Source organism: Acinetobacter sp. 1294243 (assembly GCF_000588015.1).
Classification (GTDB): domain Bacteria; phylum Pseudomonadota; class Gammaproteobacteria; order Pseudomonadales; family Moraxellaceae; genus Acinetobacter; species Acinetobacter pittii.
Genome location: NZ_JFXG01000007.1, coordinates 15566 through 41165 on the forward strand (window position 1 = coordinate 15566; position 25600 = coordinate 41165).

At 38.1% G+C, this 25600-nt stretch carries 27 protein-coding genes, 1 pseudogene and 1 riboswitch; of the genes and pseudogenes, 18 read left to right on the top strand and 10 right to left on the bottom strand.

The window, feature by feature from the left end; translation table 11 throughout:
• Nucleotides 1-6 precede the first annotated feature (6 nt).
• The 9 genes from J655_RS14015 (at nucleotide 7) to J655_RS14055 (ending at nucleotide 10730) form a co-directional block, all read left to right on the top strand.
• Nucleotides 7-2787 carry a nitrate reductase gene (locus tag J655_RS14015; RefSeq protein ID WP_032052531.1) on the top strand — a complete coding sequence of 927 codons (2781 nt, stop codon included), beginning with the start codon at nucleotides 7-9 and terminating at the stop codon, nucleotides 2785-2787.
• Nucleotides 2784-3413, top strand: coding sequence for a molybdenum cofactor guanylyltransferase (gene mobA, locus J655_RS14020; protein WP_032052532.1), 630 nt, complete (start codon nucleotides 2784-2786; stop codon nucleotides 3411-3413). The genes J655_RS14015 and mobA overlap by 4 nt, the downstream gene beginning before the upstream one ends.
• A gap of 148 nt (nucleotides 3414-3561) precedes the next feature.
• Nucleotides 3562-5835, top strand: coding sequence for a molybdopterin-dependent oxidoreductase (locus tag J655_RS14025; RefSeq protein WP_032052533.1), 2274 nt, complete (start codon nucleotides 3562-3564; stop codon nucleotides 5833-5835).
• Nucleotides 5836-6064: 229 nt separating this feature from the next.
• Nucleotides 6065-7105, top strand: coding sequence for a GTP 3',8-cyclase MoaA (moaA, locus tag J655_RS14030; protein ID WP_080973514.1), 1041 nt, complete (start codon nucleotides 6065-6067; stop codon nucleotides 7103-7105).
• Nucleotides 7106-7360, top strand: a complete 255-nt coding sequence (locus J655_RS14035; RefSeq protein WP_032006875.1) for a MoaD/ThiS family protein — start codon at nucleotides 7106-7108, stop codon at nucleotides 7358-7360.
• A 3-nt stretch (nucleotides 7361-7363) separates the two neighbouring features.
• Nucleotides 7364-7849 carry a molybdenum cofactor biosynthesis protein MoaE gene (locus J655_RS14040; protein ID WP_032006877.1) on the top strand — a complete coding sequence of 162 codons (486 nt, stop codon included), beginning with the start codon at nucleotides 7364-7366 and terminating at the stop codon, nucleotides 7847-7849.
• 23 nt (nucleotides 7850-7872) lie between these two features.
• Nucleotides 7873-8796, top strand: a complete 924-nt coding sequence (moaCB, locus tag J655_RS14045) for a bifunctional molybdenum cofactor biosynthesis protein MoaC/MoaB (protein WP_000799986.1) — start codon at nucleotides 7873-7875, stop codon at nucleotides 8794-8796.
• Nucleotides 8796-10031: a molybdopterin molybdotransferase MoeA gene (locus J655_RS14050; RefSeq protein WP_017480950.1), complete on the top strand. Its 1236-nt coding sequence runs from the start codon at nucleotides 8796-8798 to the stop codon at nucleotides 10029-10031. Before moaCB ends, J655_RS14050 begins: the two co-directional genes overlap by 1 nt.
• A gap of 216 nt (nucleotides 10032-10247) precedes the next feature.
• A complete protein-coding gene (locus J655_RS14055; RefSeq protein ID WP_005068860.1) occupies nucleotides 10248-10730 on the top strand; it encodes a winged helix-turn-helix transcriptional regulator in 483 nt (160 codons plus the stop codon).
• Nucleotides 10731-10746: 16 nt separating this feature from the next.
• On the opposite strand, the gene J655_RS14060 is transcribed toward J655_RS14055, so the two are convergent.
• Nucleotides 10747-12135, bottom strand: coding sequence for a PLP-dependent aminotransferase family protein (locus J655_RS14060; RefSeq protein WP_025468382.1), 1389 nt, complete (start codon nucleotides 12133-12135; stop codon nucleotides 10747-10749).
• 123 nt (nucleotides 12136-12258) lie between these two features.
• Between J655_RS14060 and J655_RS14065 the strand changes: the two genes are divergently transcribed.
• The gene (locus J655_RS14065; protein ID WP_025468383.1) at nucleotides 12259-13122 is read left to right on the top strand and encodes a DMT family transporter; all 864 of its coding nucleotides are present in this window, start codon (nucleotides 12259-12261) and stop codon (nucleotides 13120-13122) included.
• Between the two features lie 2 nt (nucleotides 13123-13124).
• Here J655_RS14065 and J655_RS14070 read toward each other — a convergent pair whose 3' ends face one another.
• From J655_RS14070 to tusD, 4 genes are read right to left on the bottom strand one after another with little or no spacing between them, the layout of a single operon-like run.
• Nucleotides 13125-13436: a TusE/DsrC/DsvC family sulfur relay protein gene (locus J655_RS14070; protein ID WP_017480952.1), complete on the bottom strand. Its 312-nt coding sequence runs from the start codon at nucleotides 13434-13436 to the stop codon at nucleotides 13125-13127.
• 18 nt (nucleotides 13437-13454) lie between these two features.
• On the bottom strand, nucleotides 13455-13739 hold the full coding sequence (locus J655_RS14075; protein WP_017480953.1) for a hypothetical protein: 285 nt from the start codon (nucleotides 13737-13739) through the stop codon (nucleotides 13455-13457).
• Nucleotides 13740-13756: 17 nt separating this feature from the next.
• Nucleotides 13757-14107: a hypothetical protein gene (locus tag J655_RS14080; RefSeq protein WP_002115699.1), complete on the bottom strand. Its 351-nt coding sequence runs from the start codon at nucleotides 14105-14107 to the stop codon at nucleotides 13757-13759.
• 44 nt (nucleotides 14108-14151) lie between these two features.
• Nucleotides 14152-14520 (bottom strand): sulfurtransferase complex subunit TusD, encoded by a 369-nt coding sequence (tusD, locus tag J655_RS14085; RefSeq protein WP_002115623.1) that lies wholly within the window; start codon nucleotides 14518-14520, stop codon nucleotides 14152-14154.
• 65 nt (nucleotides 14521-14585) lie between these two features.
• On the opposite strand from tusD, the gene galE reads away from it, so the two are divergent.
• From galE to J655_RS14100, 3 genes are all read left to right on the top strand, one after another.
• Nucleotides 14586-15593, top strand: coding sequence for a UDP-glucose 4-epimerase GalE (galE, locus tag J655_RS14090; protein WP_032052534.1), 1008 nt, complete (start codon nucleotides 14586-14588; stop codon nucleotides 15591-15593).
• A gap of 116 nt (nucleotides 15594-15709) precedes the next feature.
• The gene (fumC, locus tag J655_RS14095) at nucleotides 15710-17104 is read left to right on the top strand and encodes a class II fumarate hydratase (protein WP_005068873.1); all 1395 of its coding nucleotides are present in this window, start codon (nucleotides 15710-15712) and stop codon (nucleotides 17102-17104) included.
• A 357-nt stretch (nucleotides 17105-17461) separates the two neighbouring features.
• Nucleotides 17462-17908: a DUF6097 family protein gene (locus J655_RS14100; protein WP_032052535.1), complete on the top strand. Its 447-nt coding sequence runs from the start codon at nucleotides 17462-17464 to the stop codon at nucleotides 17906-17908.
• 165 nt (nucleotides 17909-18073) lie between these two features.
• Here J655_RS14100 and J655_RS14105 read toward each other — a convergent pair whose 3' ends face one another.
• Entirely contained in the window at nucleotides 18074-18367 is a 294-nt protein-coding gene (locus tag J655_RS14105; protein WP_002115649.1) for a hypothetical protein, read from the bottom strand.
• 173 nt (nucleotides 18368-18540) lie between these two features.
• Between J655_RS14105 and J655_RS14110 the strand changes: the two genes are divergently transcribed.
• On the top strand, nucleotides 18541-19251 hold the full coding sequence (locus tag J655_RS14110) for an alpha/beta fold hydrolase (protein WP_032052536.1): 711 nt from the start codon (nucleotides 18541-18543) through the stop codon (nucleotides 19249-19251).
• A 45-nt stretch (nucleotides 19252-19296) separates the two neighbouring features.
• Here the strand turns inward: J655_RS14110 and J655_RS0104475 are convergent, their stop codons facing one another.
• On the bottom strand, nucleotides 19297-19560 hold the full coding sequence (locus J655_RS0104475; RefSeq protein WP_032052537.1) for a hypothetical protein: 264 nt from the start codon (nucleotides 19558-19560) through the stop codon (nucleotides 19297-19299).
• 228 nt (nucleotides 19561-19788) lie between these two features.
• Here J655_RS0104475 and J655_RS14115 point away from each other — a divergent pair, with 228 nt between their 5' ends.
• The 3 genes from J655_RS14115 to J655_RS14125 all read left to right on the top strand — a co-directional run bounded on the left by J655_RS14115 (nucleotide 19789) and on the right by J655_RS14125 (nucleotide 22625).
• Nucleotides 19789-20232 (top strand): BLUF domain-containing protein, encoded by a 444-nt coding sequence (locus J655_RS14115; RefSeq protein ID WP_017398952.1) that lies wholly within the window; start codon nucleotides 19789-19791, stop codon nucleotides 20230-20232.
• A gap of 241 nt (nucleotides 20233-20473) precedes the next feature.
• The gene (locus J655_RS14120) at nucleotides 20474-20965 is read left to right on the top strand and encodes a hypothetical protein (protein ID WP_032052538.1); all 492 of its coding nucleotides are present in this window, start codon (nucleotides 20474-20476) and stop codon (nucleotides 20963-20965) included.
• A gap of 150 nt (nucleotides 20966-21115) precedes the next feature.
• Nucleotides 21116-21204: riboswitch (glycine riboswitch) on the top strand.
• A 176-nt stretch (nucleotides 21205-21380) separates the two neighbouring features.
• Nucleotides 21381-22625 (top strand): D-amino acid dehydrogenase, encoded by a 1245-nt coding sequence (locus J655_RS14125; RefSeq protein WP_005068883.1) that lies wholly within the window; start codon nucleotides 21381-21383, stop codon nucleotides 22623-22625.
• A 45-nt stretch (nucleotides 22626-22670) separates the two neighbouring features.
• Here the strand turns inward: J655_RS14125 and J655_RS14130 are convergent, their stop codons facing one another.
• Entirely contained in the window at nucleotides 22671-23315 is a 645-nt protein-coding gene (locus J655_RS14130) for a hypothetical protein (protein WP_016140721.1), read from the bottom strand.
• Between the two features lie 100 nt (nucleotides 23316-23415).
• Between J655_RS14130 and ispF the strand changes: the two are divergent.
• Nucleotides 23416-23907 (top strand): annotated as a pseudogene (gene ispF, locus J655_RS0104485) (2-C-methyl-D-erythritol 2,4-cyclodiphosphate synthase).
• Here ispF and J655_RS14135 read toward each other — a convergent pair.
• Nucleotides 23895-24419, bottom strand: coding sequence for a protein tyrosine phosphatase family protein (locus J655_RS14135; RefSeq protein ID WP_032052539.1), 525 nt, complete (start codon nucleotides 24417-24419; stop codon nucleotides 23895-23897). The pseudogene ispF and the gene J655_RS14135 overlap by 13 nt on opposite strands.
• A gap of 192 nt (nucleotides 24420-24611) precedes the next feature.
• Nucleotides 24612-25532 (bottom strand): ornithine carbamoyltransferase, encoded by a 921-nt coding sequence (gene argF / locus J655_RS14140; RefSeq protein WP_005068890.1) that lies wholly within the window; start codon nucleotides 25530-25532, stop codon nucleotides 24612-24614.
• Nucleotides 25533-25600 lie beyond the last annotated feature (68 nt).

Genomic DNA, 25600 nt, shown 5'->3' on the forward strand with positions numbered 1-25600 from the left:
GCAGTTATGAATAGTATTCCAAGCGTTGAAGTCGATAGCTCCGATCATGTTGCAAAAACAATCAAAACAACATGTCCATATTGCGGTGTAGGTTGCGGTGTTAGCGTAAACGTCCAACAAAAACCTCAAGGACCTGTGGTGCAAGTTGAGGGGGATGCTGAGCATCCTTCCAACTTTGGACGCTTATGTATTAAAGGTAGCCGTCTTGCGGATACTTTAGGATTAGAAACACGTGTTTTACAACCAATGATGGGGCGCAAAGCTGATCGAGTGGTAATGACATGGGATGCGGCAATCAATAAAATTGCTGATAAATTCCAATCTTGTATCGATCAATATGGTCGTGACAGCATTGCATTTTATGTTTCAGGTCAGCTTTTGACTGAAGACTATTATGTGGTGAATAAGTTTGTAAAAGGCTATTTGGGTACTGCAAATATAGATACCAACTCACGCCTTTGCATGTCATCTGCGGTGGCAGGTCACAAACGGAGTTTCGGTGAAGATATTGTGCCTGCAAGTTATGAAGATTTTGAACATGCAGACATGGTGGTTTTGGTTGGTTCCAATACCGCATGGTGCCATCCTGTGCTGTATCAACGAATTATGCAGGCTAAAAGCCACAATCCCGATATGTTTGTGGTGGTAATTGACCCACGTTTTACCAGTACCTGTGAACAAGCGGATTTACATTTGCCGATTTTACCGGGCCAAGATGTCGCATTGTTCAATGGCCTATTCCAATATCTATATCAAAATGGTCATGCTGATCAGGCATTTGTAGAGGTTTATACCGAAGGTCTGCAAGATGTTTTGGCAAGCAGCCAGCCAGAAACTGATATTCAATATGTGGCAAAGCGTACGGGAATTGCACTCGATAAATTACAGCAGTTCTTTGAGAAATTTGCGCAGACTGAAAAGGTAATCACGCTATTTTCAATGGGTGTGAATCAATCAAGTCAGGGCGTAAATAAGGCCAACAGCATTATTAATTGTCACTTACTAACAGGCAAAATTGGTAAGCTCGGCGCCGCACCATTTTCAATGACAGGCCAACCCAATGCGATGGGTGGTCGAGAAGTGGGTGGCTTAGCCAATATGCTAGCGGCACACATGGACTTAGATAATCCATTACATCAAAAAGTAGTGCAAACCTTTTGGGATAGCCCATTTATTGCAACTCAAGCTGGCTTAAAAGCAGTTGATTTATTCCGTGCCGTTGAAGCTGGAAAAATTAAAGCCATCTGGATTATGGCGACAAATCCAGTCGTGAGTCTGCCAGATGCCGATCAGGTGAAACGTGCTTTAGAGAAATGCGAATTGGTCGTTGTGTCAGATATCTGTGCCGATACGGATACTACAGCTTACGCCGATATTTTGCTTCCAGCTTTAGGTTGGGGTGAAAAAGATGGCACAGTGACGAATTCTGAACGTCGTATTTCACGTCAACGTGCTTTTTTACCTGCGCCGGGCGAAGCAAAAGCAGATTGGTGGTCTGTTAGCCAAGTCGCGAAAAAATTAGGCTTCGATGGTTTTGACTTTGCGAGTGCAAGTGACATCTTTAATGAGCATGCAGCGTTATCTGCACAAGACAATGCAGACATGGATATGCGAGAAGAGAGTAATAATTTTCGTTATTTCAACCTGAAAGGTTTAATGAACCTAAGTACTGCTGAGTACGACGCTCTACAACCAGTGCAATGGCCATTATGGGATAAAAACCAAGACGCTAAAGCCGTTCAACAACTGTTTGGCAATGGCCAGTTTAGTCATAAAAATGCCAAGGCAAAATTGATTCCGACTGTTGCAATTGATCCGGTACATGCAGTTTCAGAACATTATCCGCTCATTTTGAACACGGGACGTATTCGTGATCAATGGCATACCATGACGCGTACTGGTTTGTCACCAAATTTGACCAGTCACCGTGCCGAACCATTCTGTGAGATTCATCCAAGTGATGCCTTGAAATTTGGTGTACGTGATCAAGGCTTAGTAGAAGTTCGTTCGAAATGGGGCAGTTGTGTACTACGTGTGACCTTTTCATCGGGGGTACGTCGTGGGCAAATTTTTGCACCGATTCACTGGACTGAACAGGTTTCATCCGACGCCCGCATTGGTAAAGTCGTTAATCCAGAAGTTGATGCAATTTCAGGTGAACCTGAGTTCAAACATACGCCTGTAACTATTCAACCGTTCTATACCACTTGGCAAGGTGTGCTCTATATTCGTGAAGGATACGATTCGCATATTCAAGAATCGCTACATCACTGTGCATGGTGGACCAAAGTCAAAATGGTGAAAACCAATCGTTATGAACTTGCAGACCGCCAAACTTTTCATGATACTCAAAAGAATCTGAAAAGCTTTTTACCATTTGCCGATGAAACCTTTGAATGGTTAAGCATAGAAGATATCTCTTCACAATTGAGCCATAGCGTTATTTTGAAAGATGGCATTGTAATTGCAGGTCTATATATTGCACCGCCAGATTTATTGCCAGACCGTGATTGGGTAGCGAGTCTGTTTAAACGAGAACGTTTGAGCGCCTTGCACCGAAAAGCTTTACTAGCGGGTATGCCAATGTCGGCTACTAATAATGATGGGCCTTTAGTGTGTAGTTGTTTTAAAGTAGGTAAGAATAAAATTATCGACGTGATAAAAACACAAAACATTACCCATGAAAAACAGGTTACTGCATGTTTAAAAGCAGGTGGCAACTGTGGTTCATGTTTACCTGAGATTCGTGGCTTGATTAAAGCTTGCCAACAAGAGGTGGAAGTGTGAATAAGGGATATCCCGTAACTGATCTGGTCATTTTGGCGGGTGGACAAGCCCGCCGTATGAATGGTTTAAATAAGCTGTTGCAGCAATTTGATGGCGATACGCAACTACTCAAAATTCATCAAAAACTAAAGTCATCTGTATCTGAAATTTGGGTAAATAGTCATCGTGATTATTCGATTTATCAAAGTATTGTGCCTGATATTAAGTGTTTTCAAGATGATGCTTCCGGTTTTTTCGGCCCACTTATGGGCATGAAAAGCGCATGGTCATATGTAAAAGCAGATTATGTTTTGTGTATTCCCTGTGATGTGACGTATATACCTACGCAAGTCGTTGCGAAATTACACAGTGCACTACGCAAAAATAAACAAGCTCAGGCAGCCTATGTTTCAATTAATGGGGATGCTTTATACCCATTTTGCTTATTAAAGCGTGAAAGCCTGATCACGATAAGAGAGCAAATTGACAAACAACGATTAAGTTTAAAAGAGTGCTTTAAGCTTTTACATGCACAAGTCGCCGTATTCCAAAAACAAAACTTATTTTTTCATAGCATTAACTCTTTGGATGAGCTCCAACAATATAAACAAATCAATGCTTTTAAAGAGATATTTACCGCGAGTTAAACATTAGATTCTATCAATTTACAAACTAAAGTGATGTTATAAACAAATTTAAAATGATATGTTCTTGACTATCTAATATATAAGTTCTATTTTGGAACTTGTTATTTTAATTCTAGCCAGATGTATAAAAATAAACGGAGCCAGAAAAATGATGGACACAGCTCAGCAAAGTAAAACAGATGTGACCGCATGTATCTTATGTTCTAGAAACTGCGGTTTAAGTGTTGAAATTAAAGATAACCAGTTTGTCAAAATTAAAGGTGATCCCGAACATCCTTTTTCTCAAGGTTACATTTGTCAAAAAGCTGCCAGATTACAGCATTACCAGCAACACGCAGACCGTTTGACCACACCTTTAAAACGTCAGCCCGATGGATCATTTCAAGAAGTAAGTTGGGATGTTGCCATACAAGAAATTGCTGATCGATTAGTGCAGATTAGAGATGATTTTGGTGGGACTGCTTTTGCTTCGGTTGGGGGCGGCGGTCAGGGTAACCACCTCGGCGCAGCGTATGGCCGACAGCTTTTGCTGGCCATGAAAAGTTATTATGCTTACAACTCACTTGCCCAAGAAAAAACGGGTGATTTTTGGCTCAATGGACGTTTGTTTGGTAGTCAGGCTTGCCATACCACAGAAGATGTTGAACATGCAGATTATGTACTTTTCATTGGAACAAATCCTTTTCAGGCACATGGTATCCCTAACGCCCGAGACACGCTAAAACATATTAAGAAAGATCCGAACCGAACCATGGTGGTGTTTGACCCGCGTGTTACCGAAACGGCCAAACAAGCAGATATCCATGTGCAATTAAAACCGGGGACAGATGCTTTTTTAATGTCGGCCATGATTGCGATCATTATTAAAGAAAAGCTTTATGATGCAGCATTCATTGAGCAGCACACACAAGGTTTTGAAGACGTAAAAACAGCATTTAGTCGTGTGCCGATTGAAGACTATATTGCCAAAGCAGATGTTCCAGTCGATTTGATTTACCAGATAGTTCGAGATTTTGCCAAGGCAAAAAGAGGCTGTGTACGTATCGATTTAGGTATTCAACATACTTTAAATACTACCTTAAACGGGTATTTAGAAAAACTACTGTACTTACTGACTGGAAACTTTGGAAAGCAGGGTACCAATAATTTACATACCATGTTTATTCCAATCTTAAGTGATACAGATGAAAGAAAGCCGAAATATAGACGGAGTGTTTACCATAAAATGTTCCCCATTTCTGGGTTCTTCCCGCCTAATATTTTACCCGATGAAATCTTAAACGGAGGGGAAAAGCGAATTCGCGCAGTTTTTGTAGATAGCTGTAACCCGTTATTAACTTATCCTGATACACCAGCCTACAAAAAAGCATTTAAAGCATTAGATTTGTTGGTTGTGGTTGATGTTGCTATGACGGAAACCGCTAGGCTTGCGGACTACATTTTGCCAGCGCATACCCAGTTTGAAAAATGGGAATTTACTGGTTTTAATTTGGAATTTCCTAAAAATGGTTTTCACCTACGTCATCCTGTATTGGCCGCTCAAACGAATACTTTGCCAGAGGCAGAAATTTATACACGATTACTTGAAGCCATGCAGGTGATTCCAAAACGCTTTCCAATTTTAGAAAAAATAGCTGCGGTCGACTCGAAAAAAACAGCCTATTTACCTTACTTGTCGGCATTGGGACTTACTTTTGCACGAAATAAAAAATATATTCCTTTTGCTGCTTCAATTATCTACCGTACTTTAGGTAAGCAGTTAGAAAACTCAGCTGGTTCAGTTGCTTTTTTATTGCCGCTGTCGATTCAATATGCTGTGTTACACACCAAAGCGGTAAGTCGTGCAGGGTACAAGGGTAATCCGTTAACACAAGGTGTCAAACTATTTGAACAAATTTTAAAGCAACGTTCAGGTATGGTTTTATCGCAACATGAATATGATGAAGTCTGGATACTGCTAGCTTATAAAGATAAGAAAATACGTCTAGCTATTCCCGAGATGTTAACTGAGCTCGCAAGCTTGAAAAGCCATAACGTTAATATAGAAGAGTTTCCTTTTATCCTCTTATCAGGTGAGCGACGTAGTTATAACGCCAACCAAATTTACCGTGACCCAGCATGGCGAAAAGTAGATGCTGAAGGAGCTTTACGAATTCATCCTGAAGATGCAGAGGCCTTAAATGTAGCTATGGGTGATCAAATCAAATGTATCTCACAACATGGAGAAATTCAGGTTACTGTAGATTTTGATGAGGGAATGCGAAAAGGAGTTGTTTCGCTTCCACATGGTTATGGCATGCGCTTTCAAGGTGGAGAACCGATTGGACCACAATTAAACATGCTCATTTCTGGTGAGCATTGTGACCCTTTATCTAAAACACCTTACCATAAATATGTACCCATCCGTTTAGAAAAGTGCTAGAAATAAAGTAGGGCATATAAAAGGTTGACGCCGCACTGATTTTATAAAGCTTTAAAGTTTGAGCTAAAACGGTACGGCCGAAATTTCAAATACAACCCAAAAAGTTATGGATGATAAATAGAATTGGAACAAATTTTGCAATAAAGATCAAAGCACTACTAAGGCGCAATTTTAAAAGTTTAATTGCTCATAATCAGTGCTTGCAATATTTGAACTGTTCTCGATATGAGTGCAAATAATGAAACAATATCACTCTGAAACTGCGCCAATGCTTTTGCAAGATCAATATGGGCGCATCAAGCGAAAGTTACGTATTTCAGTAACTGATCGCTGTAATTTTAAGTGTGTGTATTGCATGCCTGAACATCCTGAATGGCTAAATAAACAAGATTTGCTTAGTTTTGAAGCGCTCTTTCAGTTTTGCAGTTTTATGGTGCAACAAGGTATTGAAAGCATCCGTATTACGGGTGGTGAACCATTAATGCGTCAAGGTATTGTTCATTTCGTTCGCGATTTACAAGCTTTAAAAGCATTAGGTTTAAAGCGTATTTCAATGACCACTAATGGACATTATCTTGCAAAATACGCTCAGCAATTAAAAGATGCTGGTCTAGATGATTTAAATATTAGTCTAGATAGCCTAGATCCGATTCAATTTAAAGAGCTCACTAAGAAAAAGTTAGAACTAGTTCTTGAGGGTATTCAAGCTGCAAAAGATGCAGGGCTACCCTTTAAAATTAACTGTGTGTTAATGAAAGATAAAAATGACGATCAAATCTTACCTATGGTGAAATGGTCAATCGCCAATCATTTTCCGCTACGTTTTATTGAATTCATGCCGCTTGATGGTGATGCCCTTTGGTCAAATAGAGATGTGGTGAGTGAAGCTGAAATTTTACAGGCGTTGCAACCGTATTATTCGGTACAAGTCATCGAGCAACAACATGAGCCAGCGCGTCAATATCTACTTAATGATAGCTACACTCTAGGCATCATTTCGACCATTACTCATTCATTTTGCCACCAATGTGACCGCATACGACTAACGGCACAAGGTGAGCTATATAACTGTCTATTTGCACCGCAGGGTTTAAATATTAAGCCGCAGCTTCAAGCATTATTACGCGCACATAACTCAACCGATCATGTTCTGCATAGTCAGCAATTAAAAGATCAAGTTATGCCGTATATCTGGCACAAAGCAAAAGGCTTTCATGCCTTACAACATCAACAAACCCGTAAAATCAGTATGCATATGCTTGGGGGATAAATGCAGCAATCTATCCAAATTAAAATCGAATCATTCGGTGCAATTGAAAAATTGCTTCCCCAAAATCTTTCGATCGTTTGTCCTACCAATATTCTAGTGAAAGATGTCTTAGATCAAATTGTGACTTTACATCCGGAATGCACACAGGCCATGGAAAAATGTGCATGTGCGATAGAGGATAACGTTATAACCAGACAATCTGCCTTAAATCAGCCATGTACTTTGGTTTTATTATCACCAGTTGCAGGAGGATGAGCCATGCGAGATTTTGCACGTATACAAGAGCAGGCTTTAAGCCTTGATACCTTTGATCCTATTGAATCATTTCCTGAATGCGGTGGAATTGATATTTTTATGGGTACGGTTCGCAATCATCATGAAGGTAAAGCTGTTAAAGCATTGAAATATACCTCGTATAAACCACTTTCTGAAAAAATGATACGTGAAATTGAACTGGAAATTGAGAAAAAGTATCAGGTATCTTATGTGCGAGTGGTTCATCGGATTGGATATTTAGATGTGGGCGAAACAGCAATCATTGCAATTGCTTATGCAGCCCATCGCCGTGAAGCTTTTCAAGCATGCGAAGAAGCGGTTGAGCGGGTAAAGCATGAAGTGCCTGTGTTTAAAGAAGAGTTCTTTACAGATGGTACAAGTCACTATGTAGAAGGCTGCTGTATTCGTAAGGACGCACTGCACGAACACAAACATCACCATCATGCCGGCCATGAACACTCACACTGAAATAAGCAAGACTAGGATAAATAATGAAAAACGTAGGAATGAAGCCGGAAAGTTATCGTGTTGCTGAAGCACAAGCGATTTTATATGCACCACCACACTGTATTGAATTATTAAGACAAGGAAATACCGAAAAAGGGGATGCATTAAAAACCGCACGTGTAGCAGGAATCTTGGCAGCAAAACGAACTGATGAGCTGATTCCTTTGTGTCATCCACTGCCGATTTATCGTGCAGATGTTGAATATGAATTAGAACATGATTTTGTAAAGATTATTACCGTGGTGGAAACCATTGGTCCAACTGGCGTAGAAATGGAAGCCTTAACGGCTGCAAGTCTTGCAGGGTTAACCATTTACGACATGTTAAAACCGCATTGTGAACCAGAAGAACTCTGGATGGATCAATGTAAATTGCTTAAGAAAAAAGGTGGCAAATCACACTTTAAGCGAGTTCTTCGTCAGCCTGTTTCGGCTGCTGTTATTGTGTTGTCAGACACCGTAGCAGCAGGTAGAAAGCCCGATACTGCCGGAAAATCTGTGGTTGAAACTTTAACCGAGGCAGGATTTGATCCAATTCATTACCAAATTTTGCCAGATGAAGCGGATACTTTGAAAAACTTAGTGCTTGAGTTGAGCAAATCATATGCTTGCATTATGACCGTTGGTGGAACTGGAATTGGTAAGCGTGATATTACGGTCGATACGTTAGAGCCACTTCTTGAACGTAAGCTAGATGGGTTAATGGAAGCTGCGCGTTCATTTGGGCAAAAACGCACGCCATATGCTGCAATGTCGCGTGGAGTAGCTGGTTTCATTGATCGCTCTTTAGTGGTGACTTTACCGGGAAGCCGTGGTGGAGCAAGCGAATCAATGGCTGCTATTTTACCTGCCTTAGTCCATATTTTTGATGTTTGCCGTGATCTACCACATCCGGGAGGCTATGAGTAATGACTGGTTGTGGTGCAGAACGTGGATTGATTAGCGTAGACGAGGCAATTGGACTGATTAGTAACCGACCTAAAAAATTAGGTTCAATTCAGCAACCTCTTCAAAATAGCCTAAGTAGGTATCTTGCTAAAGAAATTTATTCAGAAATTAATTTGCCAAGCTTCTCTCAAAGTGCTGTGGATGGCTATGCACTTTGTTGTCATGCCGAAGATTTAAATAATCAAAAGTTTCAGATTACTGGCGAGATTCGTGCTGGAAGCGAAAGTCATAACATTTTGAGTGAAGGTCAAGCAATTCGTATATTTACAGGCGGCAAAATTCCTGAAGGGACAACGCATGTAGCACGGCAAGAAGTCGTATCGGTTGTTTCGCCACAAGAGATTTGTTTAACGGAGTATATACGCCCTCAAGCTGATATCCGTTTTACGGGCGAAGAAATCCATCAAGGGCAGTTACTTGCGCAAGTTGGACAATTTTTGAATATTGGAAGTTTGGCTGCCTTAAGTATGGCGGGAGTGCAAACCGTTGAAGTCTATCGTGCGCCGAAAGTAGCTGTTTTGATCACGGGTGATGAAGTTGCCGAAACAGCAGAAGATCTAGCTGAAGGTAAAATCTTTGATGCAAATGGCCCATTACTAAAAGCTTGGTTTGAAGATTATGGTTTAGATGTTGAACTCATTCATGTGGCAGATGAGACAGCACAGGTCACACAATATTTCGATCAATTAAAAGATAGCCATGATGTCATCATAACCACGGGTGGAGTCTCTGTTGGAGACTATGATTTTGTTCGGCCATGTGCTTTTGAAGTTGGTTTTGAACAGATCTTTTGGAAAGTAAAACAAAAGCCGGGTAAGCCACTCTTTTTTGCTGAATATTCTCATCCTGAATCAGATCACCACTGTTATTTACTGGGGTTGCCCGGTAATCCTGCTGCGGTATATGTGTCTATGCAGGTTTACGGTAAAGCATTGCTCGACACTTTGCAGGGAAACCAAGCTGGGCCAGTGTGGTTTAGTGCAATTTTAGATCATGATTTAAAAGAAGATGCACGCGAGCGTTTTCTAAGAATGCATGCCTATTTTGACAATGGACAACTCAAAGTTAAAAGTCTGGCAAAACAGCAATCACATATGCTCAGTAATTTAATGCAAGCCAATTGTCTGGTTCGAATTCCGGCAAGTGCAAAATTGGAAGCGGGTTATATATTGAAGGGCGTATTTATTTCAAATTAATAACCAGTAATGATAAATATAACTCACTATATAATTGAGTGAGTTATATTTATTAAGCAATTTTAAATAATAATTTTAAATTTTTTATAATGAAAATTCTTTCATAAGCTTGATAAGAAGTTATTTTAATAATGAATCTTGCATAAATCGTGCTAAGTGGTTTAGGGTATAAACAATAGGGCCATTAGGCTAGGAAATATCGAGGAACGCATAAAGATGAAATGGGATGACATCGGTGATCAACCTTGTTCGGTTGCTCGTATGCTATCAGTGATTGGCGATCGATGGACGATGCTAATATTACGTAATGCTTTTATGGGAATACGCCGTTTTGACGATTTTCAAAAGTCATTAGGTGTCACTCGTCATGTCCTTTCGGATCGTTTAAAGCGTTTGGTTGAATATGAAATTTTAGTCAAAGCCCCTTATTTTGATCGGCAGGAACGCTTTGAATATAAATTGACTGATAAAGGTTTTGAGCTTTATCCAATTATCTTATCTATGGCAAATTGGGCAGATAAATGGATGGATCAAGGTTTAGGTAAACCTTTAGAATATCGTCATAAAACTTGTGGTCATAAATTTGAACCAGTCATGGTATGTTCGGTTTGCCGTGAACCTTTACATGCAAAACAAGTTCAGGTTTCAGCTGGGCCAGGTTATTTTGCATATATGCAGCAAAAACAGAAACAAGCTTAATTTCTCTTATTGCCAACTAAGACTCTTGTTGAATTGCATCAGCCAGAGTCTTATAGATATGGTCATGATTTGACTGTGTTACATTAAAGCGTATGAATTGACCAGCATTGGAAGCTTGGCTAAACGCATTTCCTGGCGCAAGAATAACCTGATGATTAATACAATATTTTGCAATTTCTGAAGCTTCAACTCCCTTTGGCAAATGACACCAAACAAAAATTCCAGCTTGAGGCTTAATCCATGGTTTTATACCCAAAGGTTCTAACTGAGTAATGGTATCGTGCATCGCTTTTGCTAATCGGACCTTTAATAATTCTATATGTTTACGATAAGAACCATCTGTTAAAGCACTTAATAAAACTTCAGCTGATACACCATTGTGAGAAAAGCTTGTGGCAATTTTCAGGTCGGTGAGCTGATCAATCCATTCTGGTTTAGCAATGATATAACCACAACGAATAGATGCCGATAAAGTTTTAGAAAAACTCCCAATAAAAATGACACGTGAAAGATTATCCAAAGCAGCAAGCCGAGGAGCAGGGCTATATTCAAAGTCTGAGAAAATATCATCCTCAACAACAATCAAATTTGATTGTTCAATAAGTTTTAATAATTGATGCGCCGTAGAAAGAGAAAGTACTGCACCAGTCGGATTATGAATTCCTGAGTTGGTGATATAAAGGCGTGGATTATAAGTTTCAATTGCTTCTTTAAATGCCTCTAAGTCAGGACCTGTTGGTGTGTAGGGAATACCAATAACTTTGACTTGATGGACTTTAAGTAATGCATGAAAGTTAAAATAACAAGGATCATCAATGAGAACGACATCATCAGGCTTTAGTAAAAATCGGCATACTAAATCAATTGCTTGAGTTCCTGAGTCTGTTAAAAGCACTTGATTAAGATTTGCATTGATACCTTTTGCTTGAGCGCGTCTTGCCAGTAAGTCACGTAGAGCGGGTAATCCTAATGGCGTTGAATAACCCATCAAACAATCATCTGGGCTTCTTGCGGCCGACCTTAATGCTTTACGAATACTATCTAATGGCATCCAGTCATCAGGTAGCCAACCGCAGCCAGGCTTAAAAACATCTGCTTTTGCTTCCAAGGATTGACGTGAAATCCATAATGGGTCGACTGAGCGATCTAATTTAGGGCCTAATTCGCTTAAAGAAAGAGGGGCAAGCGGACCAACAATATAAAAACCAGACCCAGTTCTTGATTCGATTTTGCCTAGAGCAATTAATCTTTCATAGGCTTCTACGACGGTTGAAACCGAAAAGCCAAGATCATTCGCTAATTTGCGTACAGATGGTAAGCGTGCTCCAGGCATTAAAGACCGATTTTTTATTTGTTGCTCAATCTCTGAAATGACAATTTCAATTTTGGTTTTGTTCTGTTTCACTGGCTTACAATCCGAACTGTACTGGTTATTAATACATTACAGTTCTTTTGAATTGTACTGCTTTGTATCTGGTTTATTCACCTTAGCACAGCTTAAATTCTTCGTATAGTGACGGAGAAAATTATGAATAGGTTTATGAATGGCTGGGTGAATGGTTTTATTGGCGTGGCTATTTTTGCGGGATCACTACCAGCAACACGCGTAGCCGTAATGGGGTTCGAACCGGGTTTTCTAACTGCGGCACGTGCGGCAATTGCAGGTATTTTAGGTCTTATTCTTATTTTGGTTTTAAAACAAAAAAAACCAGCCAAGCAAGATTGGTGGCCTCTTGCCATCGTCTCTTTAGGCGTGGTGATAGGTTTTCCTCTATTTACAGCGCTTGCCCTCCAATACATGAATGCAGCCCATTCAATTGTATTTGTTAGTCTTTTGCCGCTTGCAACGGCAATATTTGCTGTGTTGAGAGGCGGCGAAAAACCTAATCAATTTTTCTGGATATTTGCAGTCTTAGGGAGTGCGGTTGTCTTCGCTTATATGTTTTTGATTTCTGGTGATACCTCACTTGGGATAGGAGACTTTTATATGTTAATGGCGATTATTTTATGTGGTTTTGGCTATGCAGAAGGCGGTGTACTTTCAAGAAAAATAGGAGGGTGGCAGGTCATTTGTTGGGCGCTAATTTTATCATTACCGTTTATGCTATTTCTGACTATTTTCTATATGCCAGCTTCATTTCAGAGCGTATCTACATCAGCTTTAGTAGGTCTTATTTATGTGTCTTTATTTAGTATGCTGATAGGTTTTTTCTTTTGGTACAAAGGGCTTGCACAAGGAGGAATTGCTGCGATTAGCCAACTACAACTCTTACAACCTTTAATGGGATTAGGTATTGCTGCGGTCTTGTTACACGAACAAGTAAGTTGGTCAATGTTGGTGGTTACAGCAGCAACGATTTTATGCGTCGCTGCTGCCAAGAAATTTACTTAATTTTATAAACAATTTGCTGGTTTAGGGATTCCTGCTAAACGACTTAAATGACGTGCCACTAAACCAGTATTAAATTGTTGCTGTAAAACAGCATTATTAATCTCTGGACTAACCGTTTTCATTAAAAATTTAATCAGCGGGCGAGTTGCTGGAGAATGTCCAAACTGTTGATAAAACTGACGTACAGCTGCTAAAACTTCAAAATGCCAATCGGTGAGTTCAAGATCAAGCGATTGGGCAAGTTCTTGCGCAACTTCAGGATTCCAGATTGTGTAATCAACCAAATGACCATCTTGGTCTAATTCTAAATTCATGAAACCAGCCTAAATATATTATTTAAGAGAAATACAGCGATTAAACGTTAAAACCAGATCAGCAAATTGATCGTAATCTAATACCTTCATCTGAGCTAAAGTATCTGTATCGATTAAATCTTTTTCGATGCTTAAACATGAAACAGATTCAAATGGTTGAATCATTTCAGCAGAAAGGTGTGCAGTTGCATCACCCATAAAAACAATTTGGTCACCTACCTGAAAAAGATTGCGTAATTCATCAATAATCTTAGGTGTAGCATGGTAAGAAGATTGCACAAGATAAAGTGTTGACGGATTCATTAAACTTACACCTTTATCTACCAATATAGAACATGATCAAAAGATTGAATAAACTCAGCATTCAACTGAACGAATTCAATTTCTTGTTCGGTTTTTTGTACAAGAGGATGCTGCTGATTTTTACATTCAATCAGAATAGGACTCAAGTCGTAGAACTCAAAACTTTCGACCATATTTGAGGCCACTTTGAAAGCCTGACGAAACTGATCAAAGCTCAAATCATTTTGCAAAAGACTAAGAGCTGCATCTTTCAATAATACTTTGACTGGTGAGCCAAAGGTTGCTAAAACCATAGTAGCAGAAAGGCTTTCATTGATTTGAAGACTGGTTAAATTGGCTTGGCTTAAAATGACGAGTACAGATTTCACACAATATACCTTTTAAAAGCAACAATCTAAGCAAACAAAGTAACTTAAAATTGAATAAGACGAGATGCTGACTGTACTGCATCAGCAAGTTCACCTAACCCGACAAGTTCAAAGTCTTTGGCAAGGTTGTGATGAGTAAGGTGATGACGACTGGCATTTTCTGCATCTGTAATACCACGAGCGAGGGCAGCACTCACACAAACAGGAAGACGAATTGCAAGCTTTTGCCATTCATGCGTTAAATTACGCTGGTCGTCAGGAACCCATTGAAAATCATTAGCAACCTGCACGCCATCTTGGTAAAAGAATACACGGAAGTCTTCATTTTTACTTTTGAGTGCCTGAGCAAGTCCTAACGCATGCCAAGCATGAATGGAAGTAGGAGCAGAGGTAATTAGTAGTAATGTACTCATTGAGAATTCACTATGGTCATACGTCTAAATGGGCGTAGATACATTAAGAGAAAGGTAAGTATACAATGATTTTAGTGACAGGTGGTTTAGGCTTTATCGGTTCACACATTGCGTTGAGTCTAATGGCTCAAGGGCAAGAGGTGGTAATCGTCGATAATTTGGCTAATTCAACCTTGCAAACTTTGGAGCGACTAGAGTTTATTTCTGGTATGTATGTTCCATTTGTCAAACTTGATGTACGTAATACACCAGCGCTAAATAAGGTGTTTGAGCAATATTCAATTGATGCAGTTATTCATACTGCCGGATTCAAATCAATTGAAGAATCTAACCTTAAACCTCTTGAATATTATAATGATAATGTTAGTTGTATCATGAGCTTGCTTCGTGCCATGCAACGTACGGGTGTTCGTCACTTCATTCATCTGTCTAGCCTTGCAGCTTATGGGAAATCTGGCTTGCAATTGAGTGAGACAGAAGAATTTAATTATGCTTATCCTAATCCCTACATTAAGTCTCAACAGATGATTGAAGAAATTATCCGTGATACTTATAAAATTGACCATGAGTGGAAAATTACGATCTTACGATTGTCTAATATCGTAGGTGCATTTGAACATGGGGTACTCGGAGAGTATGTCGCTCAGCTCCCTAAAAATATTGTTCCGCTTGCGATGCAAGTCGCAGCAATGCAACGTGATTTAATTGAATTACAAGATCAAGCTGAAACGTCAGATCATACGACTGAACGTAGTTTTTTACATGTTTTAGATTTATGTGAAGCTGTCATTGCGAGCTTACATTGGCTGCGTGAACAAACGCATTGTTGTGAAGCTTTTAATATTGCACATGACCAAGTTCATTCAATTCGTCAATTACTCGATGAAATTTCACAAGTCACTCAAGCTGAAGTTCCTACACAATCAGCAATTTATAAACATGTCGAGTTAGATCAAGTTGGCGCTAATATTGAGAAAGCAAAAACCTTATTGCAATGGACACCGAAACGCCCATTAAAACAAATGATTGAAGATGAATGGCGCTTCTATCAAAATACTTTAAATGGAAGATAAGATAATGATTCTTATTTACAATGCTGGTATGCTTGAGTACGATATTCAAAATTAACTAGCCAGAGCAAACACTTGCTTCAGCCCGTGAGTTCTTTATTGAGATAACCGAGGTTTCTATGCAAACACGAATTGAACATGACACTATGGGTGAGATTGAAGTTCCAAATGAAGCATTGTGGGGGGCACAGACTCAACGCAGCTTACAGAACTTTAAAATCGGGCAGGAACGATTACCCCGTGCCATGATTCGAGCGATGGGTTTGGTAAAAAAGGCTGCTGCAATAACCAATGCTGAACTTGAACAACTACCACAAGATTTGAGTCAATATATTGTGGGTGCTGCTGAAGAGGTAATTGATGGCAAGTGGGATTCCCAATTTCCTTTAGTTGTCTGGCAAACAGGTTCTGGTACGCAAAGTAACATGAACTGCAATGAAGTGATTGCCAATATTGCAAACCAGAAATTAGGGCAAGCCTTAGGTGCCCAAAAACCAGTACATCCAAATGATCACGTTAATCGTGCTCAATCAACAAACGACTCCTTTCCAACGGCCATTCACGTGGCAGCTAGTTTGCAAATTAATGAATTACTCATCCCTGCTGTAGAGCAGCTCAAAGCGACTTTGCAAAAAAAGTCAGATGAGTTTCAGGATATTGTTAAAATTGGCCGTACCCATTTGCAAGATGCTACTCCATTAACCTTAGGTCAAGAATTTAGTGGCTATGTATCACAGCTTGAGCATGGATTGGTTCGACTACAGCAAGCTTTGAGTGGTTTATATGAGTTGCCATTAGGTGGCACAGCGGTAGGTACAGGATTAAATGCACATCCTGACTATGCAGTAAAAGCAGCAGCTCAGCTTGCACTACTTACAGGTTTACCTTTTGTAACTGCACCCAATAAATTTGAAGCTCTAGCAGGACGGGACGCCGCTGTTTTTGCATCAGGTGCATTAAAAACTTTGGCTGTAAGCTTAAACAAAATTGCGAATGATATTCGTTGGCTGGCAAGTGGACCTCGTTGTGGTTTTGGTGAAATCCGTATTCCAGAAAATGAGCCTGGTTCAAGCATTATGCCTGGGAAAGTAAACCCAACACAAAGTGAAGCAATGACCATGGTTGTTGCACAAGTGCTTGGAAATGATACGACCATTAACGTAGCAGGTGCTTCAGGTAACTTCGAATTAAACGTCTTTATGCCAGTGATTGCTTATAACTTATTACAATCTATTCAGTTACTTGGTGATGCATGTAATAGCTTTAATGATCACTGCGCGGTGGGAATTGAGCCTAATCGCGATAAGATTGATCACTTCTTGCATAATTCTCTGATGCTAGTTACAGCTTTAAATCCAGTAATCGGCTATGAAAATTCTGCAAAAGTTGCAAAGACTGCTTATAAAGAAAATAAAACGTTGAAGCAGGTTGCTGTTGAGCTTGGTTTGGTCACAGCAGAGCAATTTGACGAAGTAGTTAAACCTGAAAAGATGGTTTCTCCAAATAGTAAGTAATCTATCTAAAAATAAAGATATTTTTAGAATCTCAATCAATAGAAAGGCACTTTGGAGCTATTTCGAAAGTGCCTTTTTATTTTAATAATTCGAATACTTAACTCCTATGAAAACTTGGCTTTTGATAATCTTATAGTTCAGGATAAAAGTTCAGTCGTTCTCATAGTGTTTAAAAAATTGAGAAACATAGTCAGAGGAAGCTATGTTTAGTAATCTTTGGAAGATTTTCGGCTTATCGTATTTCTTTTAAATATTTTTTAACTCAGCTCAATTTATTACTTTTGTGTTAAAAAGTGCTTTTAATCACAAAATTTACCTTAAAATCCATGGTTTTAATAATTACATTCTGGTTTTTCTATGGGAAATTTAACAATTTTAGGTGAAGCACTAGAAAGTGCAGAAATCTTAAAAAATGTTCAATATCATATTAAGGACAACAGATTACCTATATCGTTAAAAGATGATTTGAATAAACAAGTTATTGAAGTTGAAAAATATTTTGGAGAAGATGATTTTGAAAAACTAGAAGTTAAGAAAAATAAAATCAATATTTGGACAGGAGTTCTTGCGGTTCCAATATTGATTTATTGTATTGCATTATTCTTAAGTCGATATGTACATAACTTTGGTATCAATATTGATGTAGATGTCTTAAATCATATGTTGTTCGATAACATGTTTAAATATATTTGGATTGTCATAATTTATGCAGTCATATTCTTTGGATTGATTGGATACTTTTATATACTTAATAACCAAAGCAAAAAATTAATTGAAAAGAATGTGAATAAACTTCTTAGCTAAATATGTTTAAAATCTTTAAGCATACAATATGCTGTGCATTCGGTTATCTGTTTGTACAGATAAATCATTAATAAGAGTGTACACATGAATGTTTATATAAAAGCCCTCAAATGAGGGCTCTTTTGGGGTGGAAGGATTTAGCTTGTATCTTGAAATTGGAAAATATCAAAGTAAGCCGTCTATGTATTCCCAACCATGAGATTTCATAGCTTCAAACTTCTTTTTTAGCTCTTCTTTTTCGTACTCATGTATATCGCGTGCTAAAAGAACATGATACGAGTTAGATTCTGGTTCTATAGTCACTTCAATAATCTCTACTGGTTCAATCACTCCACTCTCAGTTAAACCAGAGTCTATAAAACACATTCCTTTTACAGGAATAACAGTACAATCATATTCCTTAGAAATAAAATAATTATTTGCTGAAGCGGAATACGTACGTGATGCTCTAACTTTCATGTGTATCTCCTTCAAGCATAAAAAGGGAATGTTTTAGTCTGGCGTGCTTCCACAGTTATTTCTGTTTAATTTATATAGTGATTTTATTTTTTACTTCAATATTCTAATTATAGATTTTTTATTAGCATAAAATGCTGTTAGCTATAATTTACAAGTAAGGTATTAAAAAACTTATGAATCAAAAGCCAATTTCAGTTGTTTTAATTCCTGGTTATATGCTTGATGAATCTCTCTGGAATGAACTCATAGATGAAATGCCTAAAGAGTGGAGTATATCTCGAGCTACTTTAAAACAAGGGCGAACCATAAGGGAAATTGCCCAAAATATTGTTGAACATGCGCCAGAAAGCTTTGTACTGATTGGTTTCTCACTTGGAGGATATATCGCTAGATCTATAGTGGAGCAATTTCCTGAAAAAGTTAAGGCACTTATTTTAATAGCGTCTTCACTACGCTCAGATACAGAAGAGCAGAAGAGTCAAAAGTTAACGGCGATTAAACTTAACTCTGGGAAAAATTTCCATGGGCTAAGCTCAATATCGATTGAAAAAACACTTCATCCATCAAATGTGCAGAGTCGTACTCTTGTAAAAAGAATCCAAGAGATGGGGAAAGCTTTAGGTTATGAAGAATTCGTTAAACAATCTATGTTAGATAGAAGCTCTTATGATATGAGTAAAATCACATGTCCAACTTTAATCATTTCTGGTGCTGAGGACCAGCTCCGCTCCAAGGAAGAAGCCATAGAATTATTAGATCAATTGCCACATGCAAAGCTTGAGATAATTGAAAATACGGGCCATATGATTCCGATTGAACAACCTAAGTCGCTGGCATCAGTGATTTCCATATGGTTAAGTGAAAAGAATTTAGGAGCAAGTTAGAGAGCTTTAAATAACTTAAAAAATAGTTACTTGAGGACTTATGTTTCAGGAGGGCCTAACTTTCGTTTTCTTCGTCAGAATCTTAATAATCCTGAAAACTTGATTGTCGAGTTTGATCTTTTGGTGAATGGTTGCATGATCAAGCTGATCCCATAACTCAAATGGAAAAAACTCTGAACTATGATCAAATATCCATAACCATTGATAGCTATTGTTAAGCGTATTCTTATCAAAACGAACATCTTGGACTTTAATAATCTTAAACTGTTTATGATGTTCGTCTTGAAGAATAATTTCATGATTCTCCATTAGACATCCATACATTAAAGATAATTTTCAATTGTACTAAAATTAATAGTGTCTAATTAACTTGTTAGGTTGGCATTAATTTACAAAAGATTTCGGGTTGTTAAAGTTTGTCATTTTCAAAAAGAAAATAATCTTTACTTTTGAAATACAAGGTTTTAAATAGCTTACATTGTAAGAAGAGGGGGTAGATGAGAGAATGGACATTAAAATCTATCTTCGAGTATCGCTATGAGTTTAATAGGCTTTATGTATGCAAGTAAAACCAATAGTGAACATAGTCAAATAAAACAAGATTTAATTGATATTCTCACAGAAGCTGTCAAATTCAACTCACATAATGATATTACAGGAGTGCTTTACTATGGTAATGGATACTTCTTGCAGTATTTAGAAGGTGAGAAAGAACAGGTCGAATCGCTATTTTATAAATTAATTTTGAAAGATTCGAGACACCAGAACTGTGAAATCATCTTTTCAGAACCATCCGAACAACGGTTATTTAAACATTGGAGTATGAAATTTGCTCCCATTAACACGAAAATAAAAGAGTTCTTTCATCATCATCATGTTGATGAATTTAATCCTTATCTGCTTAACACTACATCTATTCCGACTTTTATTGAACTGCTTGTAGATCAGCCAAATTATAAAGTTGATCAATATCAAGGTTAATCGAAACCAAGAATTACAACGGATTTTTGATGTTCTATTTAAAGTTAAGCTCTCTTCGGAGAGCTTTTTATCACAAAGGCTGAAACTTTCACTAATTAATGGCGAATTGGCGTTGAATAAGCCGTCATAATTGTTAAAATGCCCACCTTGTCCTGTTTTTATATTGTTTTTTGTTTTGCATTTATTTCGCAAAGTTAGAGATAAAATTATTAAAAACAGCTGCTTAGTTAAGGATTTTTGAATGCTCTCTATTTATTTGACAGATACCCAACAACATGTGCAATTTAATGATTATCCTAGTGATCAGCCGGTTAAGTTTCTGTTAAATCTTAAAAAGATTTTCCCAAGTACAGCGGATTTATTATTACCAGTTTTACCTGAAGATAATGATCTAGAAAACGTAACGTGGGAATCAACCTCAAAAGATTTTGAAGTTTTTAAAAAACTATTAGCGGGATGGGGTGTTATTGAGCTTCGTTTAAATGCAATTACTGCTTATAAAGATAAAAACTTTGCAAATGAGCTAGTGAAACAAGCACAGGTAAAACGTAAGAAAACAGCGCAAAAAAATCATCAGCTTTCTTTGGTTGCTTTGGATTATATTTTTATGCACGAAGTTCATGCATTGATTGATGCTGAACTGGTCACTATTGGTGAGAAATTCTACTTACCAACCTTGCGTGAGCAATGGAAGGGTACGGTTTCAGACCAAGTGCTCGACGGAAAACTCTAATTTAAGTGTAAAAGGTGAATTTATAAAAATTCACCTTTTTTATTTTCTAATTAAATCAGTGCCTTATAATTTTAAGATTGCTTATACAAAAGTTTACAAGAAAAGAATGCGTTTTTTTCAATGTGGCAGATACATTGCTTATATAAATACAAAATTATTGCGGGAGAGAGGTTCTTTAAGAACCCGCCGAAGGAGCAACAAGCCCGGAAACTCTCAGGCAAAAGGACTGTAATAATTAAAAAATCTGGAGAGAAGCTTAGATTTATAAGAATGGAAAACAATAACTTATAAATTATAAACTCACCGAAGGGGAAGATCTAAACGTTAAAAGGTAACGTTGGGGTCGAAACTCTCAGGTACCAATGACAGATGGGCTGTACTGATGAAATGTTCTTGCATTTCTGAGGAGTCTGTTATGCCACATGTTATTGTGATAGGTGCGGGAATCACAGGGGTTACCTCTGCTTATGAATTATCGCAACTGGGTTATCAAGTCACAGTGATTGATCGACATTTATATCCTGCAATGGAAACATCATTTGCCAATGGAGGGCAGTTATCGGCCTGTAACGCCGAAGTATGGAACCAAAAAGCCACCGTGATTAAAGGCTTTAAATGGATGAGACAAAAAGATGCTCCTCTATTGTTGAACCCTTCATTTAGTTTGCATAAGTATAGTTGGCTAGTTGAATTTCTATCACATATTAAAAACTATGAAGCGAATACGATTGAGACGGTCCGTTTGGCATTGCTCGCTCGTAAGCGTTTGTTTGAAGTTGCTGAAAAAGAGCAGCTTGAGTTTGATTTGGAGAAACGTGGAATCCTCCATATGTATCACAGTAAGGCTGACTACGAGATTGCTAAACAAGTTAATAACGTATTGAACAAAGGTACATTGGAACGCTATTCGGTTTCACCTGATGAAATGAAAACAATAGAACCATCTTTGACGGGTGACTATTTCGGTGGCTATTACACACCAAGTGATGCGACGGGTGATATTCATAAATATTCAACCTCTTTGGCTGAGAAGACTAAAGAATATGGAGTTCAATATAAGTTCGGCCTAGAAGTTATGGATATTAAGTGCAGCGCAGACAAAGTAGTTGTAACTTGTCAACCAAGTGCTGAGCATCCTTATCTGGTTGAGTCCGATAACATTCAGCTTGAAGGTGATGTACTTGTTGTTTGTGGTGGTGTAGGGAGCTATCAACTTGCCGATATGATTGGTGAGCGAGTAAATGTGTATCCAGTAAAAGGTTATTCAATTACCGTGCAATTAAAAGATGAGCACAGCGTAAAGAATGCTCCTTGGGTGAGTTTACTAGATGAAAGTGCAAAAATTGTGACTTCTCGTTTAGGTAAAGATCGACTGCGTGTGGCAGGGACTGCTGAGTTTAATGGCTATAACCGCGACATACGGGCTGATCGTATTCAACCATTAGTGAATTGGGTTAATCGTAACTTTGATATTTCAACTGAGCATGTGGTGCCTTGGGCAGGGTTAAGACCAATGATGCCGAATATGCTGCCTGTTGTTAAGCAATCTAAACAACCTCGTGTTTTTTATAATACAGGGCATGGGCATTTAGGTTGGACTTTGTCTGCGGCAACCGCAGTTTTAGTCGGTCAGGATATTGCGCAAAAATATCCAGCGTAGAAAGTAAAAAGCCAGTGTTCAAACACTGGCTTTTATTTTTAAGCGTTAGTCATATAAGCGGTAGATTCCGCTAAAACGTTCACAGCCTTTTTGCTGGGTTTTCACATTAAGTAAAGCTTTTTGAAAATTAAACTGATATTTACAGTTGTGCTCATTGTCTAAAATTTCACTTTTTTGTTCAGGTGAACTATAGGCCATCAATGAGATCGTTTGAGTTTCTTTGCGGTTATTTGGATTGCGGTATGCTATCCCTTCAATCTTAATTTTATCTTTCGCGAGCTGATGGACTTGAATGTGTACAGGCTGAGCTGCTATATGTCCATTTTCAAACTTAAGATAATGCTGGGTAAGCGTTTGCTTAAGTGAAGCATAAAAATTTAAGTCATCAGTACGTAAATCAAACTGTTGTTGAATACATGTATTACTCTTGCATTGCTGAGTATGTTTAGACCATAACTTTTGCGTATCCTGTAAAAGCTGTAAGGGGGCATCAGTAACTAAATATGCAGAAAGATATTTATTATTGAGTTGCTTTCTCGATTCACTAAATGTTTTTGAACAGATTTTAAGCTCAGCTCCAGTATTGGAACAGTCTATTGATTCTGCAAAGACAAGAGGTGAACATAAACAACTCAGTGTCACGACAAAACTTAATCTTTTCAATTGATTCATATCAGTATTAGACAGCATGATCGCTTATACTTTCAGTCTACTTTGCTAGGTGTACTATAGCGAAACAGAATGGCTGAATACAAGATTTCTTAAGTTTTTATGGAAGGTAATAATTTATATGGTTGCTCAGATTCGTATTGGACAAGGAATGGATGTACATGCCTTTGAAGAGGGGAACTTCGTTACATTGGCGGGGATTTAAATTCCACATACACATGGTTTAAAAGCGCACTCGGATGGTGACGTTGTACTTCATGCGCTATGTGATGCTTTATTAGGTGCTTTAGCGCTTGGAGATATTGGACAACATTTTCCTGATACTGACCCAGAATACAAAGGCGCAGATAGCCGAGTATTGTTAAAGCATGTTTATCAATTAATCTTAGACCGTGGTTATCAGTTAAATAATGCCGATATTACGGTGGCTTGCGAGCGTCCAAAATTAGCTAAGCATAATCTTGAAATGCGTCAAAGCATTGCTGACGTTCTAAATGTAGATATTAATCAAATTAGTATTAAAGCAACGACAACCGAAAAACTTGGGTTTACCGGTCGTCAAGAAGGAATTTTGGCTACAGCGACTGTTTTAGTCTCTCATCACACCAAGTGATCGGCCTGCTGCAAAGACTGTTGAAGTTCTAAAGTTGCCTTACGGCCTTGTAGCTGTAAGGTAATACTATGAATGAGTCCAGTCCAAGTCTCATTAGGTTCCCAAATTTCGTGCAATAAATCCTGAGAAGTCGGCATATCCATATTCATATAAAACTGTCTATAGACATACATAAGGCAACTTACGCGTTTATTTTTGGCGCAATGTATCCAGATAATTTCATTTTGCACTAAATGATCAATCAAATCTAAAACTAATAAGCACTGCTCAGCAGAAGGCATCTCCCAATCAATTGGAATATGAATATAATTTAAACCTAGGTCTAAACAAATGCGGTCTTCATTTTCAAGATGATTTGAAGCATTAGTTAAAGCAAGGTTAATGACTGTGCTACAACCAAACTCTTTAATCAATTTTAGTTGTTCAGCAGAAGGCTGGGCCGAGCTAAATAAATGTTCATGAATAATCGAAAATGCGGAAATTTGAGATAATGATTGTTCAAGGGTTGTCATGATCGCACTCTACAAGAGTAGGCTTAGCTTATTGTGTAGAATGTTATACACGATTCTAGAGAATAGTTGAAATACAGCCTGCTTATATATTCGGCAACGTTATCAAATTTTTAAAAATAATTAACTGGAAGAGTACAAGTCTTATAAAATAAAAAACAGCATCATTAAGATGCTGTTTTTTTAACTCAAAATTTAAGCTTTTTTTAGATTTTCATTCAATAAAAATTCGACTAAAGCTTTTTGAGCATGGAGACGGTTTTCTGCTTCATCCCATACGACTGCATTTTTATAATCGAGCATGGTTTCAGAAATTTCTTCGCCGCGATGAGCAGGTAAGCAGTGCATGAATAAACAATCTGGGTGAGCAAGGCTCATTAATTTTTCGTTAACCTGAAAATCAGCAAATGCTTTTTCACGAAGTTTTTGCTCTTCTTCTTGGCCCATGCTTGCCCATACATCAGTCACAATAAGGTCAGCATTTACTGCTGCATCTTCCGCATTATCATAAAGCTCAACGCAATGACCAAACTCGGCTAAAAATTCAGGTTTAGGTTCATATCCTTTTGGCGATGCAATTTTGAGTTTGAAACCCATCATGTGTGCAGCTTCAATATATGAATTACACATATTATTACCATCACCAATCCAAGCAACAGTTTTGCCTTCAATGCTGCCGCGGTGTTCAATATAAGTTTGTAAGTCAGCAAGTAACTGGCATGGATGATGATCATCAGTTAAGCCGTTAATTACAGGAACTTTTGAATAAGATGCAAAGCGTTCAACAATGTCATGACCGAAAGTACGAATCATCACAATATCAAGCATACTTGAAATTACACGTGCAGAATCTTCGATTGGTTCACCACGGCCTAATTGTGTGTCACGAGGCGATAAAAAAATCGCACTACCGCCAAATTGGTTAATACCTGCTTCAAAAGAGATACGTGTACGCGTACTTGATTTCTCAAAAATCATTCCCAATACTTTACCAACAAAAGGCTGGTAGACCTTATTGTCATGTTGCATTTTTTTAAGCTCGCTTGCGCGTTCTAAAATGCGATTAAGTTCTAGAGTGGATAGATCACGTAAAGTCAGGAAATGTCTTAGAGCCATGTAGCTACTCCATAATAATTGTTTTGAAATACAACAATTATCTGTTGTTGGCTGGGTGGATGTGGGAA